We start from the raw sequence: 18,549 nt of genomic DNA, 5'->3' as shown, positions 1-18,549 counted from the left end.
TTCACCGGTCCTGCACGGCCTCAGCCGAGCAGCAGAGCGCGCAGATCGTCGGCCGTGGAGACGCGGAACGCAGCGTCGTCGCCCTCGTGGGGATCGCTGAAGCCCCAGTCGACGAAGATCACGGGCACGTCGTTCGCCGCGCCCCCGTCGACGTCGTGATGGCGGTCGCCGATGAGCACCGGCCGTGAGATGTCGACGCCGAGCGTGGCCAATCGGCGCAGGGCTTCGGCCACGATATCGGTCTTGGTCGCGAGGGTGGCCTCGTCAGGCGTGGCGCCGACCGTCGTCAGGAAGTACGGGCGCAGTTCGAGGAAGTCGACGATGGCGTCGACCTGCATCTCGGGTTTCGAACTGGCGGTCGCCTGCGGGATGCCTGCGGCATGCACGTCGCGGAGGATCTCCGGGACACCCGCGTAGGTGGCGATGTCGGTCGTGTAGCCGTCGGCCTTGCCGAGCGCCCGGTAGAAGGATACGGCCTCGGTCGCCTGCTCGGGCGTCATCCCCGCCTGGGCCTGGAACGAGTCGAACATGGGCGGGCCGATCCAGTGGATCAGCTCCTCGCGCGTGGGCGCGGGGCGGCCGAAGTGCGTGAGCGCCACGTTCAGTCGACGGAGGATGCCGACGGAGGCGTCGACGATGGTGCCGTCGACGTCCCACAGCACGCAGGAGTAGGGGGAGAGAGGCATGCCTTCCAGCCTATGGGCAGTCGTCCTGCACAGAATCCGTCCGGCTGGGCCCATCCACGGTGATCGTCGCGTTCGTGTGTGCCTGCGGGCGGTTCCCCACCGGCGCGGAGCATGAGCTCACGAGGTGAAGGTCGCGGTCGCCCGACTCGAAGGGCCCCGACCGCGGATCGTCACCTCGCGCTGACGTCAGAAGAGCCGGGGGATGCCGGACTCGATGCCCTTCATGTCGTCGTAGTCGAGGACGAGGCAGCGGATGCCGCGGTCTTCGGCGAGCACACGCGCCTGCGGCTTGATCTCCTGTGCGGCGAACACTCCCTGCACGGGTGACAGGTGAGGGTCCCGGCGGAGCAGGTCGAGGTAGCGCGTCAGCTGCTCGACGCCGTCGATGTCACCGCGGCGCTTGACCTCCACGGCGATGGCGACACCCTCGGCATCCCGCACCAAGAGGTCGACCGGGCCGATCGCGGTGGGGTACTCGCGGCGCACGAGCGTCGCGCCGTCGGCGATCCGATCCACCTGCTCGGCCAGCAGACGCTGCAGGTCGGCCTCGACGCCGTCCTTCTGCAGGCCTGGGTCGATGCCGAGATCGTGGTTCGAGTCGTGGATGACCTCGTAGATCTGCACGCGCAGGGCGTCGCCGGTCTTCTTGTGGGTGACGCGCCAGACCTGGGTGACGCCGGCGCTGGACTCCTCTTCGCCCGGAACCTCGGTGGAGAGCGAGCAGGGAGGGCTCATCCAGTTCAGGGGCTTGTAGCTGCCGCCGTCCGAGTGCACGAGCAGACTGCCGTCTCCCTTGTGCACGAGCAGACGTGTGGCGAGAGGGAGATGGGCATTGAGCCGCCCGGTGTAGTCGACGGAGCAGCGGGCGATGACGAGACGCACCCGACGAGCCTAACCGCATCGAGGGTGGTCGATGTCAGTGCGTCGCGACGGGCGTCTTCTCGTCTTCGCGCAGCGGGCGGGCGGCTCCCGAGAAGAGGCCGGAGAGCACGGCGAGTCCCGCGAGGATGAACAGCGTGTTGAGGAGTCCGATGTGCTCGCTGATGAATCCGAGCACGGGAGGGCCGCCCAGGAACGAGATGTAGCCGATGGTCGCCGCCGCGCTCACGCGCGCCGCGGCCTTGGCCGGATCGTCGGCCGCGGCCGACATGCCCAGCGGGAACCCGAGCGAGGCGCCGACGCCCCACAGCGCGGCGCCGAGGAACACGAGCGGCAGTGAAGGGGCGAGGATGAAGAGCAGGATGCCGGAGGCGGCGGTGAGCGCGAGGATGCGCAGCACGATGACGCGACCGAAGCGGTCGACGAGCGGGCCGCCGAAGATCCGGACGGCGGTCATCGCGACGGAGAAGGTCGCGAGGGCCGCCGCGCCGAGCGCCGTGCCGCCGCCGTGGTCCTCCGCGACGCCGAGCGCGAGCCAGTCGTTCGCGCCGCCCTCCGCGAACGACATCCCCAGCATCACGACGCCGATCGCGTACGTGCGCGGTTCGCGCCAGGCGGCGAGGGCCACGTGCACCCGCTCCCGCCATCGGGGCTTCCCGACGGCGTTCTCCGTGGGGTCGAGCGCCTCCGCGCGGGCCGGGACATTGAGGATGCTCGCGAGGCCGATCGCCGCGATGAGGACCGCCGTGGTGAGGGTGTGGCCGAACACATCGATGCGCAGCTGCGCCGCAAGGGCGCCCGCTCCAGCGCCGACCACGGTGCCGAAGCTGAAGAAGGCATGGAACAGCGGAAGGATCGTCTTCTTCGCGTACTGCTCGATCGCCGTCGCCTCGACGTTCATCATCACGTCGATGCTGCCGTTGCCGAGGCCGAACAGCGCGAGCCCGAGGAGCACGATCGGATAGGAGCCGAATACGTTCGTGCCGACGCCGATCAGCGTGACGCCGGAGGCGAATGTGGCGATCGCGATCAGCATCCCGTGTCGGGCGCCGGTGCGCGCCATGACAGCGGGACCCGATGAGATGCCGACGATCGAGGCGATGCCCGCGCCCAGCAGCAGCATGCCCACCTGCGCTTTGTCGATCTCGAGAGCGACCTTGATGTCGGGCACCCGGGAGGCCCAGGTGGCGACCGAGAGTCCGCTGATGAAGAAGATCGCGAAGACCGCGGCCCGCCATCGGACGTACTGCGGCCGGGAGAGGACGTGCTGCATGGGGGACAGCCTATCGAATCGATTCGATCCCGCCTACCCGCGGCGGGTTATCCTCGGAGTATGACCAGTCCCGAAACTCCGCGTCGCGCGACCATCGCGGATGTCGCGCGCGAGGCGGGGGTCGCGACCTCCACGGCATCCGTCGTCTTCAGCGGCAAGGCCAACGTCGCCCCGGCGACCAGGGAGAGGGTCCTCGCCGCGGCGGCGGAGCTCGGCTACGCCGGACCGGATCCGCGAGCCGCCTCCCTGCGCCGAGGACGGAGCGGCATCGTCGCGGTCGTGCTCGAAGGGCACCTGCGCGCGGCGTTCCTCGACCCCGTCACGACGGCGATGATGGACGGCCTCACCGACGGCCTCGCCGAGCTGAGCGCCGGCATCCTGCTCATGCGCGACGAGCCGGGCGATGACGGGTCTCCCCTCGCGAGCGCACCGGTCGACGCCGTCGTGCTCATCGGGTGCTCTGGGCGCACGCGCGCCTCGCTCGACGTGGTCCGCGGGCGGGGTCTCCCGGTCGTCGTGATCGAGGGTGACGCGGGCGACGGCATCCCGCGCGTCACCCTCGACAACCAGGCAGCCGCGGCCGACGTCGCACGGCACCTCTTCGAGCTCGGGCATCGCGACGTGGCCCTCGTCACCCTGCCGCTCGACCGGGACCGCGTGCGCGGGACCGTCACGGCGGAGCGCGTCGCCGCGGCCACCGTCGACGTCACGGTCGACCGCCTCGCCGGTATGCGGGAGATCTTCCCCGACGCCCCGGCCATCTCGGCCTCCGGCAGCCTCATCGACGAGGGACTGCTGGTCGGGCGGATGCTGTTGGAGGACGCGGACTCTCGGCCGACAGCGATTCTGGCGCAGAGCGACCTGCTGGCCGTCGGGGTCATCCGTGCGGCCGCGGAGCTCGGGCTCCGGGTACCCGAGGACCTGTCGGTCGCGGGCTTCGACGGGATCGACGCCGACGGACTCGGCGACCTCGTGCTGACGACGAGCGTGCAGCCCGCGGTCGAGAAGGGCCGCGCCGCAGGCGAACAGGTCGCGCGCATGCTGCGGAGCGAGCCCGGGGTGTCGCTGCACCTGACGTGCCGCTTCCGAGCGGGGACCACGACAGCCGCGCCGCGCCGCTGAGCGCCGGACGCGCCATTCTGCCGAGGCTCAGGAGTGCGCGGGGCCGAGCGGAAGAGGCGTCGAGGCGAAGTCGAGGATCGACCAGCGACCGCAGTCCACGACCTCGTCCGGCACCGCCGACGTCGGCAGCTCCCACGGCACCGACTGCGCGTCCTCGAGCAGGAAGGTGACCTCGCCCACTCCGAAGTCCTCGCGGTTCACGAGCCAGGCGTAGCCGTTCAGGCGGTGGTCGACCTGCACGAGCCGAGCCGGGTCGTCGAGGTGCAGCTTCGGCAGCCGGGCGGTCCAGAACTGCCCGGCACCCGTGCGACCCGACGCGTCGACCCAGTCGGTGACGCACGCCAGGTCGGGGTCGCCCGAGGCCTCGGACGCGGCGGTCGCCAGCCGCGGGACGCTCACGGCCCCGAGGACGAGCGCGACCACCGCGGCCACGACGGCGACCGTTCGGCGCACCGCGGTCGGGAGTCGGAGGGTGCGCGGAGACGCCACGAGCGCGAGCGCCGGCAGGAAGACGATCGGCTGGAGATACCGGCCGGCGTGAGTGCCGAGAGCGATCGCGCCGACGACGACCGCGAGCGGGAAGACCCACGACGCGAGGGCGACCATCCGCGAGGAGGGTCCGTCGGCCCGGATGCTGCGGAGCACGCCGACCGCCAGCAGCGCGACCCCGACGAGCAGAGCGAGAACGCCGAGCGGCGACTCGAGACGCTGCGCCGCGAGGTCGCCGTAGTACCCGATCGACTCCCTCCACAGCGACGGCTGCGCGTATCCGGCGCCGGTGTTCGCGATCCATGCCGCGAACGGAATGCGCAGGAGGAGCCCCAGCCCGGTACCGGTCACCGCGGCGGAGAGGAGGCCAAGGGCGAGCACGCGCAGCGCCCGACGCACCACGAACGTGAGGGACAGCAGGGCGAACGGCGCCGTGAACCACGCGGCGTACAGCGGGTTCGTCAGGGTCGAGAGGGCAGCAACTGCGCCGAGCGACAGTCCGAGCGGGACGACGCGCCGGCTGCCGTCGAGCACCCGGCGGGCGAGGCCGATCGACAGCACCACGGCCACGACGGTGGCCGAGTAGTACGTGGTCGTGAGCTGCAGGGACGCGAGCTCGAGCGCGTCACGCGACGCCGACGTCTCGGTCGTCGCCAGCAGGCCGACCACGGCGACCGCGACGACGGACCAGCCCACGGGAGCGCGGCCCTCGTCGGCGCGACCGGCCACGAGGCGGATCGCTCCATACAGAGCGAGGATGCCGACGACCGCGCTCACCGCGAACAGGCCGTCGACCCCGAGCGGAAGCAGCACGCGGAGACCCGAGAACAGGGCCGTCTCGGGGAGGAAGAGCACACTCGACATCGCCCAGTCCAGCGTCTCGCCGCTGAGGACCGACCGGGACAGGAGAGCGACGATGAGCGAGTCACCGTCGCGGAAGAGCAGCTCGGCGCGGGGAGACGACGCCACGACGGCCGCGGTGACCAGCGCGACGGCAGCGGCCAGCATCCATCCCGTCAGTTCCCGCACCCACGTCCGCGTCACGGGCCTACTCTGCCACGCGATCGTCCGGGGGCCGCGGCGGCCCGGTCAGGCGTCGCGCTGCGCTGCGAAGTCCCACACCTGCTCGAGGGGTGCGGTGCCCTCGGCGCCGTCGGCATCGCGGAACAGCTCGACGAAGCGGCCGATGTCGGCCTGCCACGCGTGGTCGGCGGGGTCCTCGGCGAGAGCCGCGACCGCGGCATCCCAATCGTCGCACTCGACGAGGTGGAACAGGCGATGCCCGGAGCGCCAGATCGTCCAGTCGTGGATGCCGATGCGCGCGAACGTCGCGGCGAGGTCGTCGGGGATCCGCTCGTGGTTCGTGCGGTAGTCGTCGACCGCGCCGTCGCGGATCTCGGAGTGCAGGGCGATGCGCATGCTGTGGTGGCCTTTCGTCAGGTGCGGACCCGGAAGGAGATCGCGACGGGGCCCTCGGCCTCCGTCGTCTCGACCAGGATGGCATCCCCGACCCTGGTCGCGGAGACCGGCGTGCCGGTGATCTGCGCGGTCTTCTCGTCGAGCAGCCCGGCAGGGTCGGGAAGGCGGATCGGTCCCCGCGCGTCGACGACGGCGTGCACGGCGTCGCCCGAGCGGGTCCAGCGCAGCCAGGGCCCGTCGGAGGGGGCGAACCGGTCGACCGGCCGGGCGTTGAAGACGGCGTGGCCGTGGCGCGCGGTCCAAGCCGCGATGCCGTCGAGAGTCTGTCGCTGGAGGTCGGGGATGCGCCCCGCCGCGTCGAGGCCGATGTTCAGCAGCAGGTTCCCGCCGCGCGACACGACGTCGACGAGCAGCCGCACGGCATCGTCCGCCGACAGCAGGTGCTCGGACGCCTCGTTGCGGTTGTGGCCGAAGGAGAGGCCGATGCCGCGGGTGTTCTCCCATGCCTCGCCCACCTCGACGGCCGTGCCGTGCACGTACTCGCTCGTGCGGAAGTCCCAGTGCGACTCCCCCCAGCGGTCGTTGACCACTCCGTCCTGGGCCGCGTCGTAGAAGACGTCGAACGCGTGCGCGAGACTCTTCGGGCCGGGGGCGATGCCGGCATCCGGCCAGCGGATGTCGCCCCACAGGATGTCGGGACGGTACCGCTCGACCAGGTCGACGAGATGGTCGTGGGCGTATTCCGCATAGGGGAGGTCGTCCGGGGCCGGGGCGCCGTCGTGGTCGATGGGCGGCAGGTCGGAGAAGTGCCAGTCGAGGCCGCCCGAGTAGTAGACGCCGAAGCGCAGGCCGGCTCGTCGAGTGGCGTCGGCGAAGGCGCCGATCAGGTCGCGACGGGGTCCGCGTGCCACGGTGTTGCGGCCCTCCGTGCCCGGTGCGTCCCACAGTGTGACGCCGTCGTGGTGCTTGGTCGTGGGGATGAAGTAGCGCGCGCCGGTCGCGGCGACGACGGCGAGCACCTCGTCCGGGTCGAAGTCCTCGGCGCGCCACTGGTCGAGGAAGTCGTCGTACGGGGCGCCTCCGTGCGCGGCCTCGTGATGCGCACGCGCCGGCGATCCCTCGATGCGGATGGTGTTGGCGTACCACTCCGCGTACGGGTTGTGGGTGTACCACTCCTCGCGTGACACGGCACCGAGCTCGCCCGTCGGCTCGGCCCAGGCCGGTACCGAATACGGCCCCCAGTGCACGAAGATGCCGAGGCCGGCACCGCGAAACCACTCCGGCAGTGGTCGCTCGAACCGGCGGTACTCGGCGGGTCGGACGGCGTCCTCGTCGAACATGGCCATCGGCGCTTCTCCTTCACTCCGATGTGGGATATATTGCCTATCAAGTATCCTATAGGAAATTGTGATCTCGACGAGGAGAGTCATGACAGACGCCGCAGTCTTCCGACGACCGACCGACCGCATCCCCGGCGGCGAGTGGTTCAGTGGAGCGGGCCTCGGGCTCTTCGTGCACTGGGATCAGGCGTCCCAGCAGGGCATCGAGATCTCTTGGCCGCTCGTCGGACGCTCCATCATCCCCGGCCGGGATGCCGTGGAGGACCGCGTCACGGTCGCCGAGTATCAGGCGACCGCGCCGACGTTCGACCCGACCGAGTGGGACGCCGCGGACCTCGCCCGCCGGGCGCGTGAGGCGGGCGCCACCTACGTCGTCTTCACCGCGCGGCACCACGCGGGCTACAACATGTTCTTCACCGAGCAGTCGGACTTCGGCGTCGAGCACGGACCCTTCCACCGCGACATCACCCGCGAGTTCGTGGACGCGGTGCGCGCGGAGGGCCTCCGCGTCGGGATCTACTACAGCCTCCCCGACTGGAACCACCCCGATTACCCGGCCTTCCGCGACGAGGACCTGCCGTACAAGCTCGAGCACTGGCCGGCCGCCGGACTCCCCGAGTTCGCGGACACACCGGACGCGACCGACCGCCACCGCCGGTCGAGCCCCGAGGAATGGGACCGCTACCTGGCGTACGTCCGCGCGCAGCTGCGCGAGCTGCTGAGCAACTACGGCACGATCGACCTGCTCTGGTTCGACGGCGACTGGGAGCGCTCGGCCGTCGAATGGACGGCCCCCGCGCTGCGGCGCCTCATCAAAGAGCTGCAGCCGGATGTCGTGATCAACGACCGGCTGCCAGGGCAGGGCGATTACCGCACCCCGGAGCAGGGCTTCCCCCTCACCGCCCCGACGGGACCGTGGGAGCTGTGCCTCACGATCGGCGACCACTGGGCCTACCGGCGAGGACCCGACAACGAGAAGTCCGCGCGCTCGCTGCTCGTGACGCTCATCGACGTCGTGGCGCGCGGCGGGAACCTCCTGCTCAACGTCGGCCCAGGCCCCGACGGCACGCTCCCCGAGGTCGAGCGGGAACGGCTGCAGGAGTTCGCCGACTGGATGCCGTCGCACGCCGAGTCCGTGATCGGCGTCGACCCCACCGAGGGCATCGACTTCCACGGACCGACGACCGCACGCGACGGGCGCCTCTATCTGCACCTCACGGCGCTGCCGGTCGAGGAGATCATCGTGCGCGGACTCCCGGTGCGGCGGATCACCCGCGTGCACCGCCTAGCCGACGGGCTCGATCTGCAGCACGACGCGAGCTTCGAGGTGCATGAGGCCTCGACCGCCGGAGACGACCTGGGCGAGCTGCGCATCGTCGCCCCGAAGCCCAGCGGCGCGCTGATCGACGTCGTCGCCATCGACTTCTCCACGACCTGACCACAGACGTGACCGCGTCCGGATCCCTTCCACCCCGATCGAGGCCGGACGCATCCGAGCGGTACCCCTCACCCACGCATCGATGATGCATCCACTGAAGGAGGCAGACAGTATGAATGCAGTCCCCTCGCGCCGTACCAGGCGCCTGATCGTCTCCGGCGTCGCCGGACTCGCCGCGATCACCCTCGCGGGGTGCGCGAGTAGCTCGGGCGGAGGCGGCGGCGACGCCGGCGGCCCGCTCGTGCTCTACACCTGGGCCGCCAGCGAGGGCGACCAGGCGCAGTGGGCCGACTTCATCTCGGGGGCGAAGGCCGAGGACCCCGATCTCGACATCTCGGTCGAGGGCCCGAGCTTCTCGGACTACTGGACCAAGGTGAAGACGCGACTCAGCGGCGGCAACCCGCCCTGTCTGCTGACGACGCAGGCCGCCAGGGCTCAGGAGCTCGGCGACCTGCTGATGCCGCTCGACGACCTCATCGAGGAGGCCGGGTTCGACACCGACGAGATCGACGCGTCGATGCTGGCGGGCATGACCGTCGACGGCACGATCCGGGCGATCCCCTACGACGCGGAGCCGATCGTGCTCTTCTACAACGTCGAGGCGTTCCAGGCCGCGGGGCTGGAGCCCCCCGGCACCGAGTACACGCGAGAGCAGTTCGTCGCCGACGCCAAGGCCCTCACCGACGGCGACAGGAAGGGCCTGGCGATCGCACCGGGGATCTTCATCCCGAACGCCTGGTCGCTCGCCGACGGCGTGCCGGCCGTGACCGAGGACGGCGAGCTGGACCTGACCGATCCGGAGTTCGTCGAGCAGATCCAGAGCTTCTTCGACCTCGTCGCTGTCGACCAGGTCGCGAAGGCCCCGGAGGCGGCCGACGGCTCCGAGGTCTCGCAGCAGGCGTTCACGTCCGGAGCCGTGCCCATGCTCATCGAGGGTCCGTGGATGTACGGCAGCTTCGCCGACGCCGCCGACTTCACGCTGGGGGTCACCATCGTGCCCTCGACGAGCGGGAGCGCCGCGGCGATGACCGCAGGGTCGGGCTTCGGCATCGCTGCGAACTGCGAGCGTCCGGAGGAGGCGTTCGCCGCGATCGAGGCGCTCACCTCGCTGTCGGTGCAGGAGAAGCAGGCCGAGGCGCGAGGAATCGTCCCCGCCCGCATCGAGGCGCTGCCCGCCTGGGCCGAGGGCAAGACCGAGGGCGCGGCCGACGTGGTCGAGGCGCTGCTGTCCGACGCGACGCCGCAGCGCACGACGCCCACCTGGAACCAGGTGGAGACCCTCATGACGCAGTACGGCGTGCAGGGCTACCGCGGCGAGCTGACGGCCGAGGAGATCATGGACACCATCCAGAACTCGGTGGCGGGCTGAGCGCATGGCCGTCATGAGCGAGCGGAGGGAGGCCTCGGCCTCCTCCGCGATGCACGGAGGGGTGGGGGCGCCGATCGGCGTCCCCACCCCGAAGGCCCAGCGGATGCCGCGTCGGCGCGGCCAGGCATGGGTCGCCGTCGCGTTCCTTGCGCCGGGGATGATCGGGTTCGTCCTATTCATCCTCACACCGCTGTTCGGCTCGGCGTTCATCAGCCTCTTCGACTGGAAGCTGTTCGGGAGCCCCGACTTCATCGGCGTCGAGAACTACGTGAAGCTGTTCCGCGACCCGACGTTCTACACCGTGCTGGGCAACACCGTGATCTTCGCGGTGGTCTACACGGCGCTCAACCTGTTCGTCGCGCTCACGATCTCGCTCTGGCTCAACACCCGCATGAAGGCGGCGGGTGCGTGGCGGGTGGTCTTCTTCCTGCCGGTGATCACCCCGATGGTCGCGAACGCGCTGGTGTGGCGTCTGCTGCTCTCGCAGGACGGGCTCGTGAACTCGATGCTCGCGACGGTCGGGATCGACGGCCCCAACTGGCTCTCCGACTCGGCGTGGGCGCTCCCGTCGGTCATCGCGATGTCGGTGTGGCAGTCGTTCGGCTACAACGTGATCGTGCTCTCGGCGGGCCTCAGCGCCATCCCGAAGGAGCTCCTCGAGGCGTCCCGCATCGACGGCACGACCGCGTGGCAGCGACTGCGGTTCATCATCCTTCCGCTGCTGTCCCCCTCGCTGTTCTTCTGCTCGACGATGACGATGATCGGCGCCTTCCAGGTGTTCGTGCAGCCGCTGTTCCTCACGCAGGGAGGTCCGGGCGAGAGCACCAACACGTTCGTGCTGTACCTGTACCGCAACGGCTTCGTCTTCGATCGGCTCGGCTACGCATCCGCTCTCGCGTGGATCCTCTTCGTCGTGGTGATGCTCATCACGGCACTGCAGTTCGTCGGCCAGCGCAAATGGGTGAACTATGAGTGACCGCGACCTCTCCGCCACCGCCCTGCTCGTGCTCCCGCGCCGTGCGCAGCAGCGCAGGACCACCCTGAAGGAGTGGCTGAACACCGCGGCGATCGCCGTGGTGGCGCTGATCTTCGCGTTCCCGTTCATCTGGATGTTCCTCACGGCGCTGAAACCCGAGAACGAGGTCTTCACCGAGACGCCGCAGATCTTCGGATCCGAGATCCGCTGGGCCAACTTCGTCGAGGCCTGGACCGTGGTGCCGTTCGGCCGCTTCATCCTCAACGGCCTGTTCGTCGCGATCCTCGGAGCCGCGCTGTCGGTCGTGGTCGCCGTGCTCTCGGCCTACGCGTTCTCACGTCTCCGCTTCCGCTTCCGCGACAAGCTGTTCCTGCTGTTCGTGCTCACGCTCGTGCTGCCGCAGGAGGTGCTGGTCGTCCCGCTGTTCATCCTGATCAACGGCTGGGGGCTCAACGACACCTACGCGGCGTTGATCATCCCGTTCGCGTTCACGGCGTTCGGCACGTTCCTGATGCGGCAGTTCTTCCTCACCATCCCGCTCGAGTACGAGGAGGCCGCGCTGATCGACGGCGCCTCGCGGCTGCGCACCCTGTGGTCCGTCCTGCTGCCGCAGCTCACGGCTCCCCTCAGCGTGCTGGCGGTCTTCTCATTCATCGGCTACTGGAACTCGTACCTGTGGCCGCTCATCATCATCAACACGCAGGACATGGCGACGGTCCCCCTGGGGCTGGGCATGTTCACCGGCCAGTTCGGCACGCAGTGGGCTCTGCTCATGGCGGCGTCGACCCTGGCCGTCATCCCCTCGCTGATCCTGGTGCTGCTTCTGCAGCGTCAGCTGATCAAGGGGGTCACCCTGGGCGGACTCGGAGGACGCTGATGACCACCACGGACGACACACGCATGGACGTGCGAGCGGATGCCACGGCGGGCAGCCGCATCGTGCGCGCCGAGGCGCTGCTGTGCGACATCCCCGTCGAGACGGAGCGCACCGACGCGCTGCAGACCTTCGTGAAGCAGGAGACGATCATCGTGCGCCTGCGCACGGCGGACGGCGCGGAGGGCGTCGGCTACAGCTACACGATCGGCACGGGCGGCGGCGCGGTCCTGAGTCTGCTGCGCGAGACGCTGCTGCCCGCACTGATCGGACTCGAGGCCGAGCGCCCGGAGGCCGTGTGGCTGGCGCTGTTCGGCATCACGAGGGCCACGACGGTCGGCCCGATCACGGCGCTCGCGCTCGCCGCGATCGACACCGCGGTATGGGATGCGAAGACGACGCGCGCAGGGCTGCCCCTCTGGGTCGCGGCCGGCGGCGCCTCGCCCTCGGTGCCCCTGTACGACACGGAGGGCGGCTGGCTGCACTACCGCACCGACGAACTCGTCCACCACGCGGTCGCGGCGAAGGAGCGCGGCATGGGCGGGGTCAAGATCAAGGTCGGCATGCCGCGCGGCCACCAGGATCTCGACCGCCTGCGCGCGGTGCGGGATGCCGTCGGCCCCGACCTCGACATCATGGTCGACGCGAACCAGTCGTTCTCGGTGTCGGAGGCCGTGCGCCGCGCGCGCCTGTTCGAGCAGGTCGATGTGTTCTGGTTCGAGGAGCCGCTCCCCGCGGAGGACGTGGAGGGCCACCGCCTGCTCGCGCGCTCGACGTCTGTGCCGATCGCCGTCGGCGAGAGCATGTACTCGCTCGGCCACTTCCGCGAGCACTTGCAGCGAGGCGGCGCGTCGATCGTGCAGGCGGACGTCGCGCGCGTCGGCGGCATCACGCCGTGGCTCAAGATCGCGCATCTCGCGGAGTCCTTCAACGCGAACGTGGCGCCGCACTTCCTGATGGAGCTGCACGTCTCGCTCGTCTGCGCGATCCCCAACGCTCTGTACCTCGAGCACATCCCACAGCTGCGCGCCGTGACGACGGACGAGCTGCGCATCGAGAACGGCAGGGGCTGGGCGCCCACGGCGCCCGGCCTCGGCATCGCGTGGGACGACAGCGCGGTGGACCGGCTGATCGTCGCATGAGCATGCTCGACTGCCCACGCGTCGCCATCGGACGTGGCGGACTCACGGCGCCGCCGATCGCCTATGGCGCCGCCGCGCTCGGCAACCTCTACCGCGCGCTCGATGACGACGAGTGGCCGCAGATCGTCCCCGCGGCGTGGGTCGGCGGCGTGCGGTACTTCGACGTCGCCCCGCACTACGGCCTCGGCCTCGCCGAGCGCCGGCTGGGCGAGGGCCTGCAGGCCCTGTCGCGAGACGAGCTCGTCGTCTCGACGAAGGTCGGGCGGCTGCTCGTTCCGCAGGATGCCGCCGGACGCACCGACCGGGACAACCTCTTCGACGTGCCGGCCGACCACCGGCGCGTGCGCGACTACTCGCGGGACGGCGTGCTGCGCTCGATCGAGGACTCGCTGACGCGGCTCGGACTCGACCGCATCGACATCGTGCTCGTCCACGACCCCGACGAGTTCGAGCGGGAAGCGCTCGACGGCGCGTTCCCGGCGCTCGCAGAGCTGCGCGATCAGGGGGTGATCGCCTCGTTCGGAGCGGGGATGAACCAGAGCGCGATGCCCGCCCGTTTCGTGCGCGAGACGGATGCCGACGTGATGATGATCGCCGGACGCTGGACGCTGCTCGACCAGTCCGCCGCCGACGACCTGCTGCCCGCCGCGGAGGAGCGTGGTGTGAGCGTGCTCGCCGCGGCGGTGTTCAACTCCGGCATCCTCGCGACCGACGACCCGGCTCCCGGCACCATGTTCGACTACGGACCGGCGGGGGAGGAGGTCGTCGAGCGGGCCAGGGCCATCGCCCGTGTCGCCGCCCGCCACGGACGGACCCTGCCCGAGCTCGCCGTGCAGTACCCGCTCACCCATCCGGCGGTGGCGGCGGTCGTGCTCGGGGGTGCCAGCGCCGCGCAGATCTCGCGCAACAGCGGTCTGCGGAGCCGACCGGTCGCCCCTGAGCTCTGGGAGGAGCTGCGGGAACTCGGCCTGATCAGCCACTCCCTCCCGTCGGGTGCCGTGTCGGCATCCGCGCGCCCCCGGTCTGAGCGCGAAGGGCAGCCCGTACGATGAGACTCATGTTCAGCGACGACGAGGCCCGCGGACCGCGACCGCTCCCCGCGCGGCGCGCCCTCGTCGACGACGTCTACGACGCCGTGCTCGGGCTGCTGATGGACCGCGTCATCGACCCCGGTGCCCGCGTCAACATCGACGCCGTCGCCCGCGACCTCGACGTGTCGCCCACCCCCGTGCGAGAGGCCCTCACCCGTCTCGAAGCCGAGGGGCTCGTCGCGAAGCGCGCCCTCAAGGGCTATGTCGCCGCGCCGTTGCTCGACGCCCGAGGGCTGCGAGACCTCTACGACATGCGCGAGCTCCTCGAGCCGGAGGCCGCGCGACGCGCCTCCGGGCGGATCGACGACGAGACCGAGGCCGAACTGGCGGAATCGGTGGCGCAGATGCGCGCGGCATCCGACCCGGACGAGGACGAGCGGTTCCGCAACTACCGCCGGTTCATCGACGGGGACCTGCATTTCCACCACCTCATCGCCGAGAACGCCGACAGCCCGCTGCTGGCCGAGGCCATCGTGAGACTGCGCTCGCACATGCACCTCTACCGGCTGGACTTCCGCCACGACTTCGAGGATGACACCGTCAGCGAGCACGAGAGCATCCTGGACGCGCTGCGTCGACGGGACCCGGATGCCGCGGCGGAGGCGATGCGCGCGCACATCGCGCAGTCCTACGAACGGCTCGGCCCCGCACTCGCCCGGAACGCCGAGACGGGGCAATCCGACGCTCGCGGCCTTACGGGTTCCTAACGCCAGGTAAACTGGTCAGCGACACCCGCCCGCCTGCGCCGATCTCGGCCGACGAGCTTTGAGGAGCCGCTTATGCTGATGCTCCTCGCTGTGTTCCTCCTCGGGTCGCTTCTGATGCCCGTTCTGGTGCGCTGGCTGGGGGCTCAGGCCTTCGCGGTCGCCGCACTCATTCCCGCAGCGGCATTCGTCCATGCGCTCGTGCTCACCCCGCAGGTGCTCGACGGTCCGGCACCGTTCGTGTCGGTGCCGTGGATCCCGCAGCTCGGGCTCGACCTCTCCATGCACATGGACGTGCTGGGCTGGGTGCTGACCCTCATCGTCACCGGCGTCGGCGCCCTCGTGCTCCTGTACTGCCGGTGGTACTTCCACGACGACTCCGCGGGCATCGGACAGTTCTCGGCGGTGCTGCTCGCCTTCGCCGGCGCCATGTACGGCCTCGTGCTCACCGACGACCTCGTGATGCTCGTCATGTTCTGGGAAGTCACGAGCATCCTGTCGTATCTGCTCATCGGCCACTATCGCCGCCGTGCGGCCAGCCGCCGTGCAGCGCTGCAGGCGCTGCTCGTCACGACGCTCGGCGGGCTCGTGATGTTCATCGGCGTCGTGCTCCTCGTCGTCGACGCGGGCACCGGCAGCATCCGCGAGATCCTCGAGCTCGCGCCGACGGGTCCAATGGTGGATGCCGCGATCGTGATGCTCCTCGTCGGCGCGATCAGCAAGTCGGCGATCTTCCCGTTCCACTTCTGGCTGCCCGGTGCGATGGCGGCACCGACTCCCGTGAGCGCCTACCTGCACGCGGCCGCCATGGTGAAGGCCGGCATCTACCTGGTCTCGCGGTTCGCGCCGATCTTCGCGTTCAGCGGTCCGTGGCGACCGATCATCATCTCCCTCGGCATCGTCACCATGCTGCTCGGGGGGTTCCAGGCGCTGCGCGAGACCGACCTCAAGCGCATCCTCGCCTTCGGCACCGTGAGCCAGCTCGGTTTCTTCGCCGTCGTCGTGGGCTACGGCACGCAGGCCAGCGCACTCGCGGGCCTCGCCCTGGTCATCGGTCACGCGCTGTTCAAGTCGGCGCTGTTCCTCATCGTCGGCGTCATCGACCGGCAGCTCTCGACCCGTGACATCACCGAGCTCAGCGGTGTGGGCCGCCAGGCGCCGGTCATGGCGACCGCGGCCTTCATCTCGGTCGCCTCGATGGCAGGCATCGCCCCGACCATCGGATTCGTCGCGAAGGAGTCGACGCTCACGGCCCTGCTCGACGACGCGATCGGCGGGTCCCCCTGGGGTCTCGTCGCCGTGATCGGCGTGAGCCTCGGTTCCATGCTGACGGCGGCATACGGCATGCGCTTCCTGTGGGGGGCGTTCTGGAGCAAGCGCGACGCGATGGGCGACCGCATCCCCGACACCTCCTGGCCCGACCCGCCGGTCGGCTTCCTGTCGGCGCCGATCATCCTCGCCGGGGTCACCCTGGCCGCGGGCATCGGCGCCCCGGCGCTCGACAAGGCCCTCCAGGGGTACGCGCTCACCGCGACCCCCGGTCTCGACCACGCCGGCGACGCGGTCGAGGGGCCGGGGCACCTCGCGCTCTGGCACGGGCTGGAGCCGGCGCTCGGCATCTCGATCCTCACGGTGCTGCTCGGCGCGGCGCTCTTCCTCCTCACGGTGCGCTCCGGCTGGGATCGCAGGTCCCGTCTGCTGCCGTTCACCGCGGCCGACGCGTACTACCTCGTGGTGCGCGGCGTCGACCGTCTGTCCGTGCTCAGCACGACCCTCACCCAGCGCGGGTCGCTGCCGGTGTACGTCGGCACGATCTTCGTGGTGTTCGTGGCCGCCGAGATCACCGCGCTGCTCGCGAGCGACGTCGACCGGTTCCAGCTCTCCGCCTGGCACACGCCCGTGCAGATCGTCGTCGCCCCGCTCATGGCCGTCGCCGGTGTGATCGCGGTGCGGGCGCGCAAGCGCTACACGGGCGTCGTGCTCGTGTCGGTCACCGGGCTCGGTATGGTCGTGCTCTTCGCGACGAGCGGCGCCCCCGACCTCGCGCTCACGCAGATCCTCGTCGAGACCGTCACGCTCGTGACGTTCGCTCTCGTGCTGCGCCGGCTGCCCGCGCGTCTCGGCGAGCACAACGCCTCGGTCGGTCGCATCCCGCGGGCGCTCCTCGCGATCGGCGCCGGTCTCACCATGGCCTGGGTCGCGATCGTGGCGACGCAGTCGCGGGTCGCCGAGCCCATCTCCGAGATGTTCCCGAAGCTCGCGTACGAGATCGGGCACGGCAAGAACGTCGTCAACGTCGCTCTCGTCGACCTCCGCGGCTGGGACACGATGGGCGAGCTCTCGGTGCTCGTGCTCGCCGCGACCGGCGTCGCCTCCCTCGTGTTCGTCACGCACCGGGCCGACATGCTCGCCTCGACCAAGACGCTCCCCAAGGCCAAGCGCCGCCGCACGCTCAGCCGGCCGCTGGTCGAGACGACCGACGGCATCCGCTTCCAGACCTCCGAGAACGAGAGCAGCCCCCGGGCCTGGCTCGTCGGCGGGCAGAAGATGAAGCCGGAGAACAGGTCGATCCTCCTCGAAGTGGTCGTCCGCATCCTGTTCCACACGATCATCGTTGTGTCGATCTTCCTGCTGTTCGCGGGGCACAATCTGCCGGGCGGCGGCTTCGCCGGCGGCCTCGTCGCCGGCATGGCCCTCGTCATGCGCTACATCGCCGGCGGGCGCTGGGAGCTCGGCGCGGCCGCCCCGACGGATGCCGGGCGCCTGCTCGGCGCCGGTCTCATCCTCGCGGTCGGCGCGGCCGTCGTTCCCCTCTTCTTCGGCCAGGCGCCGCTCACCAGCACGTTCTGGGAGTGGGAGATCCCCGGCATCGGCCACATGGAGTTCGTCACGTCGACGATCTTCGACGTGGGCGTGTACCTCGTCGTCATCGGACTCGTGCTCGACGTGCTGCGCAGCCTCGGTGCCGAGGTCGACCGGCAGACGCAGGAGCTGCGCGAGCGGGGGGTGACGATCTGATGGACGTCTCCGTCACCCTCATCGCCATCATGGCCGTGCTCTTCGCGTGCGGCGTGTACGCGATGCTCGAGCGCAGCCTCACCCGCGTGCTCATCGGCTTCCTGCTGCTGGGCAACGCCACCAACCTGCTGCTCCTGATCGTCATGGGCGTCCCCGGACGTGCGCCGTTCTACGACGCCGACGGCGATGTGAGCGACCCGCTCCCGCAGGCGCTCACCCTCACCGCGATCGTCATCACGTTCGCCGTCTCGGCGTTCCTGCTCGCCCTCATCTACCGCTCGTGGCAGCTCGGGCAGGCAGACACGGTCGAGGACGACGAGGCCGACATCGCGCTCCGCGAGCGCACGGACGCCGACGAAGACCTCATGGACGACGAGTCCGAGACCGACGACGACGACGCGACCACCGACTTCGTCGGTGTGCAGACCTCGCCGATCACCGTGCTGCACATGCGCGACAACGCGGCGATCCATGACGACGCCCCGGTCGACCGGCCGAGCTCGTGGTCGCCGGAGGACCGCGATGCCGACGGCCGCGCCGACGCTCAGGACGCAGACGCAGACGCAGACGCAGCAGACGATGCGGATGCCGCGGCATCCGTCATGACCGATGAATCCGCGCCCCCCGACGATGCCGACGGCTCGTCGGACTTCCGCACCGACGCCGACACCCACGCGTCCGACGCCCACGAGACGGATGCCGCGGATGCGGCGCGCGACACGGCATCCG

At 70.3% G+C, this 18,549-nt stretch carries 15 protein-coding genes and 1 pseudogene; 10 read left to right on the top strand and 6 right to left on the bottom strand.

Going from position 1 to position 18,549, the window contains the following annotated elements:
* Nucleotides 1-20 precede the first annotated feature (20 nt).
* From RAC69_RS09490 to RAC69_RS09480, 3 genes are all read right to left on the bottom strand, one after another.
* The gene (locus RAC69_RS09490) at nucleotides 21-686 is read right to left on the bottom strand and encodes an HAD hydrolase-like protein (RefSeq protein ID WP_375086607.1); all 666 of its coding nucleotides are present in this window, start codon (nucleotides 684-686) and stop codon (nucleotides 21-23) included.
* A 186-nt stretch (nucleotides 687-872) separates the two neighbouring features.
* Nucleotides 873-1,568, bottom strand: coding sequence for an endonuclease NucS (gene nucS / locus RAC69_RS09485; RefSeq protein ID WP_375086606.1), 696 nt, complete (start codon nucleotides 1,566-1,568; stop codon nucleotides 873-875).
* A gap of 34 nt (nucleotides 1,569-1,602) precedes the next feature.
* Entirely contained in the window at nucleotides 1,603-2,838 is a 1,236-nt protein-coding gene (locus tag RAC69_RS09480) for an MFS transporter (protein WP_375086605.1), read from the bottom strand.
* 60 nt (nucleotides 2,839-2,898) lie between these two features.
* Here RAC69_RS09480 and RAC69_RS09475 point away from each other — a divergent pair, with 60 nt between their 5' ends.
* Complete coding sequence (locus tag RAC69_RS09475) at nucleotides 2,899-3,960, top strand: LacI family DNA-binding transcriptional regulator (protein WP_375086604.1); 1,062 nt, start codon at nucleotides 2,899-2,901, stop codon at nucleotides 3,958-3,960.
* Nucleotides 3,961-3,987: 27 nt separating this feature from the next.
* Here the strand turns inward: RAC69_RS09475 and RAC69_RS09470 are convergent, their stop codons facing one another.
* From RAC69_RS09470 to RAC69_RS09460, 3 genes are read right to left on the bottom strand one after another with little or no spacing between them, the layout of a single operon-like run.
* Nucleotides 3,988-5,493 carry a hypothetical protein gene (locus tag RAC69_RS09470; RefSeq protein ID WP_375086603.1) on the bottom strand — a complete coding sequence of 502 codons (1,506 nt, stop codon included), beginning with the start codon at nucleotides 5,491-5,493 and terminating at the stop codon, nucleotides 3,988-3,990.
* A gap of 45 nt (nucleotides 5,494-5,538) precedes the next feature.
* Nucleotides 5,539-5,868, bottom strand: coding sequence for an L-rhamnose mutarotase (locus RAC69_RS09465; protein WP_375086602.1), 330 nt, complete (start codon nucleotides 5,866-5,868; stop codon nucleotides 5,539-5,541).
* Between the two features lie 17 nt (nucleotides 5,869-5,885).
* Nucleotides 5,886-7,214: an alpha-L-fucosidase gene (locus tag RAC69_RS09460; RefSeq protein ID WP_375086601.1), complete on the bottom strand. Its 1,329-nt coding sequence runs from the start codon at nucleotides 7,212-7,214 to the stop codon at nucleotides 5,886-5,888.
* Nucleotides 7,215-7,296: 82 nt separating this feature from the next.
* On the opposite strand from RAC69_RS09460, the gene RAC69_RS09455 reads away from it, so the two are divergent.
* The 9 genes and pseudogenes from RAC69_RS09455 to RAC69_RS09415 form a co-directional block, all read left to right on the top strand.
* The gene (locus RAC69_RS09455) at nucleotides 7,297-8,646 is read left to right on the top strand and encodes an alpha-L-fucosidase (protein WP_375086600.1); all 1,350 of its coding nucleotides are present in this window, start codon (nucleotides 7,297-7,299) and stop codon (nucleotides 8,644-8,646) included.
* Nucleotides 8,647-8,758: 112 nt separating this feature from the next.
* Nucleotides 8,759-10,015 carry an ABC transporter substrate-binding protein gene (locus tag RAC69_RS09450; protein WP_375086599.1) on the top strand — a complete coding sequence of 419 codons (1,257 nt, stop codon included), beginning with the start codon at nucleotides 8,759-8,761 and terminating at the stop codon, nucleotides 10,013-10,015.
* A gap of 13 nt (nucleotides 10,016-10,028) precedes the next feature.
* Nucleotides 10,029-10,991 (top strand): carbohydrate ABC transporter permease, encoded by a 963-nt coding sequence (locus tag RAC69_RS09445; RefSeq protein ID WP_375086598.1) that lies wholly within the window; start codon nucleotides 10,029-10,031, stop codon nucleotides 10,989-10,991.
* Complete coding sequence (locus RAC69_RS09440; RefSeq protein WP_375086597.1) at nucleotides 10,984-11,868, top strand: carbohydrate ABC transporter permease; 885 nt, start codon at nucleotides 10,984-10,986, stop codon at nucleotides 11,866-11,868. Before RAC69_RS09445 ends, RAC69_RS09440 begins: the two co-directional genes overlap by 8 nt.
* The gene (locus RAC69_RS09435) at nucleotides 11,868-13,007 is read left to right on the top strand and encodes a mandelate racemase/muconate lactonizing enzyme family protein (protein ID WP_375086596.1); all 1,140 of its coding nucleotides are present in this window, start codon (nucleotides 11,868-11,870) and stop codon (nucleotides 13,005-13,007) included. Before RAC69_RS09440 ends, RAC69_RS09435 begins: the two co-directional genes overlap by 1 nt.
* A complete protein-coding gene (locus tag RAC69_RS09430; RefSeq protein ID WP_375086595.1) occupies nucleotides 13,004-14,059 on the top strand; it encodes an aldo/keto reductase in 1,056 nt (351 codons plus the stop codon). Before RAC69_RS09435 ends, RAC69_RS09430 begins: the two co-directional genes overlap by 4 nt.
* A 5-nt stretch (nucleotides 14,060-14,064) precedes the next feature.
* On the top strand, nucleotides 14,065-14,805 hold the full coding sequence (locus RAC69_RS09425) for a GntR family transcriptional regulator (RefSeq protein WP_375086594.1): 741 nt from the start codon (nucleotides 14,065-14,067) through the stop codon (nucleotides 14,803-14,805).
* A 72-nt stretch (nucleotides 14,806-14,877) separates the two neighbouring features.
* Nucleotides 14,878-17,820 (top strand): Na+/H+ antiporter subunit A, encoded by a 2,943-nt coding sequence (locus RAC69_RS09420; protein ID WP_375086593.1) that lies wholly within the window; start codon nucleotides 14,878-14,880, stop codon nucleotides 17,818-17,820.
* Nucleotides 17,820-18,344, top strand: a pseudogene (locus tag RAC69_RS09415) (Na(+)/H(+) antiporter subunit C); the annotation flags it as partial. The gene RAC69_RS09420 and the pseudogene RAC69_RS09415, both read left to right, overlap by 1 nt.
* Nucleotides 18,345-18,549: the final 205 nt, after the last annotated feature.

Source organism: Microbacterium sp. LS_15 (genome assembly GCF_041954735.1).
Classification (GTDB): Bacteria; Actinomycetota; Actinomycetes; order Actinomycetales; family Microbacteriaceae; genus Microbacterium.
This window is presented reverse-complemented; position numbering and strand designations above follow the sequence as displayed.

What these genes read in the sequence shown, in the direction of transcription:
- RAC69_RS09490 (WP_375086607.1), bottom strand. Translation starts at nt 686, where the DNA reads ATGCCTCTCTCCCCCTACTCCTGCGTGCTGTGGGACGTCGACGGCACC.
- RAC69_RS09450 (WP_375086599.1), top strand. Translation starts at nt 8,759, where the DNA reads ATGAATGCAGTCCCCTCGCGCCGTACCAGGCGCCTGATCGTCTCCGGC.
- RAC69_RS09455 (WP_375086600.1), top strand. Translation starts at nt 7,297, where the DNA reads ATGACAGACGCCGCAGTCTTCCGACGACCGACCGACCGCATCCCCGGC.
- RAC69_RS09475 (WP_375086604.1), top strand. Translation starts at nt 2,899, where the DNA reads ATGACCAGTCCCGAAACTCCGCGTCGCGCGACCATCGCGGATGTCGCG.
- RAC69_RS09440 (WP_375086597.1), top strand. Translation starts at nt 10,984, where the DNA reads ATGAGTGACCGCGACCTCTCCGCCACCGCCCTGCTCGTGCTCCCGCGC.
- RAC69_RS09460 (WP_375086601.1), bottom strand. Translation starts at nt 7,214, where the DNA reads ATGGCCATGTTCGACGAGGACGCCGTCCGACCCGCCGAGTACCGCCGG.
- RAC69_RS09420 (WP_375086593.1), top strand. Translation starts at nt 14,878, where the DNA reads ATGCTGATGCTCCTCGCTGTGTTCCTCCTCGGGTCGCTTCTGATGCCC.
- RAC69_RS09425 (WP_375086594.1), top strand. Translation starts at nt 14,065, where the DNA reads ATGTTCAGCGACGACGAGGCCCGCGGACCGCGACCGCTCCCCGCGCGG.
- RAC69_RS09435 (WP_375086596.1), top strand. Translation starts at nt 11,868, where the DNA reads ATGACCACCACGGACGACACACGCATGGACGTGCGAGCGGATGCCACG.
- RAC69_RS09430 (WP_375086595.1), top strand. Translation starts at nt 13,004, where the DNA reads ATGAGCATGCTCGACTGCCCACGCGTCGCCATCGGACGTGGCGGACTC.
- RAC69_RS09465 (WP_375086602.1), bottom strand. Translation starts at nt 5,868, where the DNA reads ATGCGCATCGCCCTGCACTCCGAGATCCGCGACGGCGCGGTCGACGAC.
- RAC69_RS09480 (WP_375086605.1), bottom strand. Translation starts at nt 2,838, where the DNA reads ATGCAGCACGTCCTCTCCCGGCCGCAGTACGTCCGATGGCGGGCCGCG.
- RAC69_RS09445 (WP_375086598.1), top strand. Translation starts at nt 10,029, where the DNA reads ATGAGCGAGCGGAGGGAGGCCTCGGCCTCCTCCGCGATGCACGGAGGG.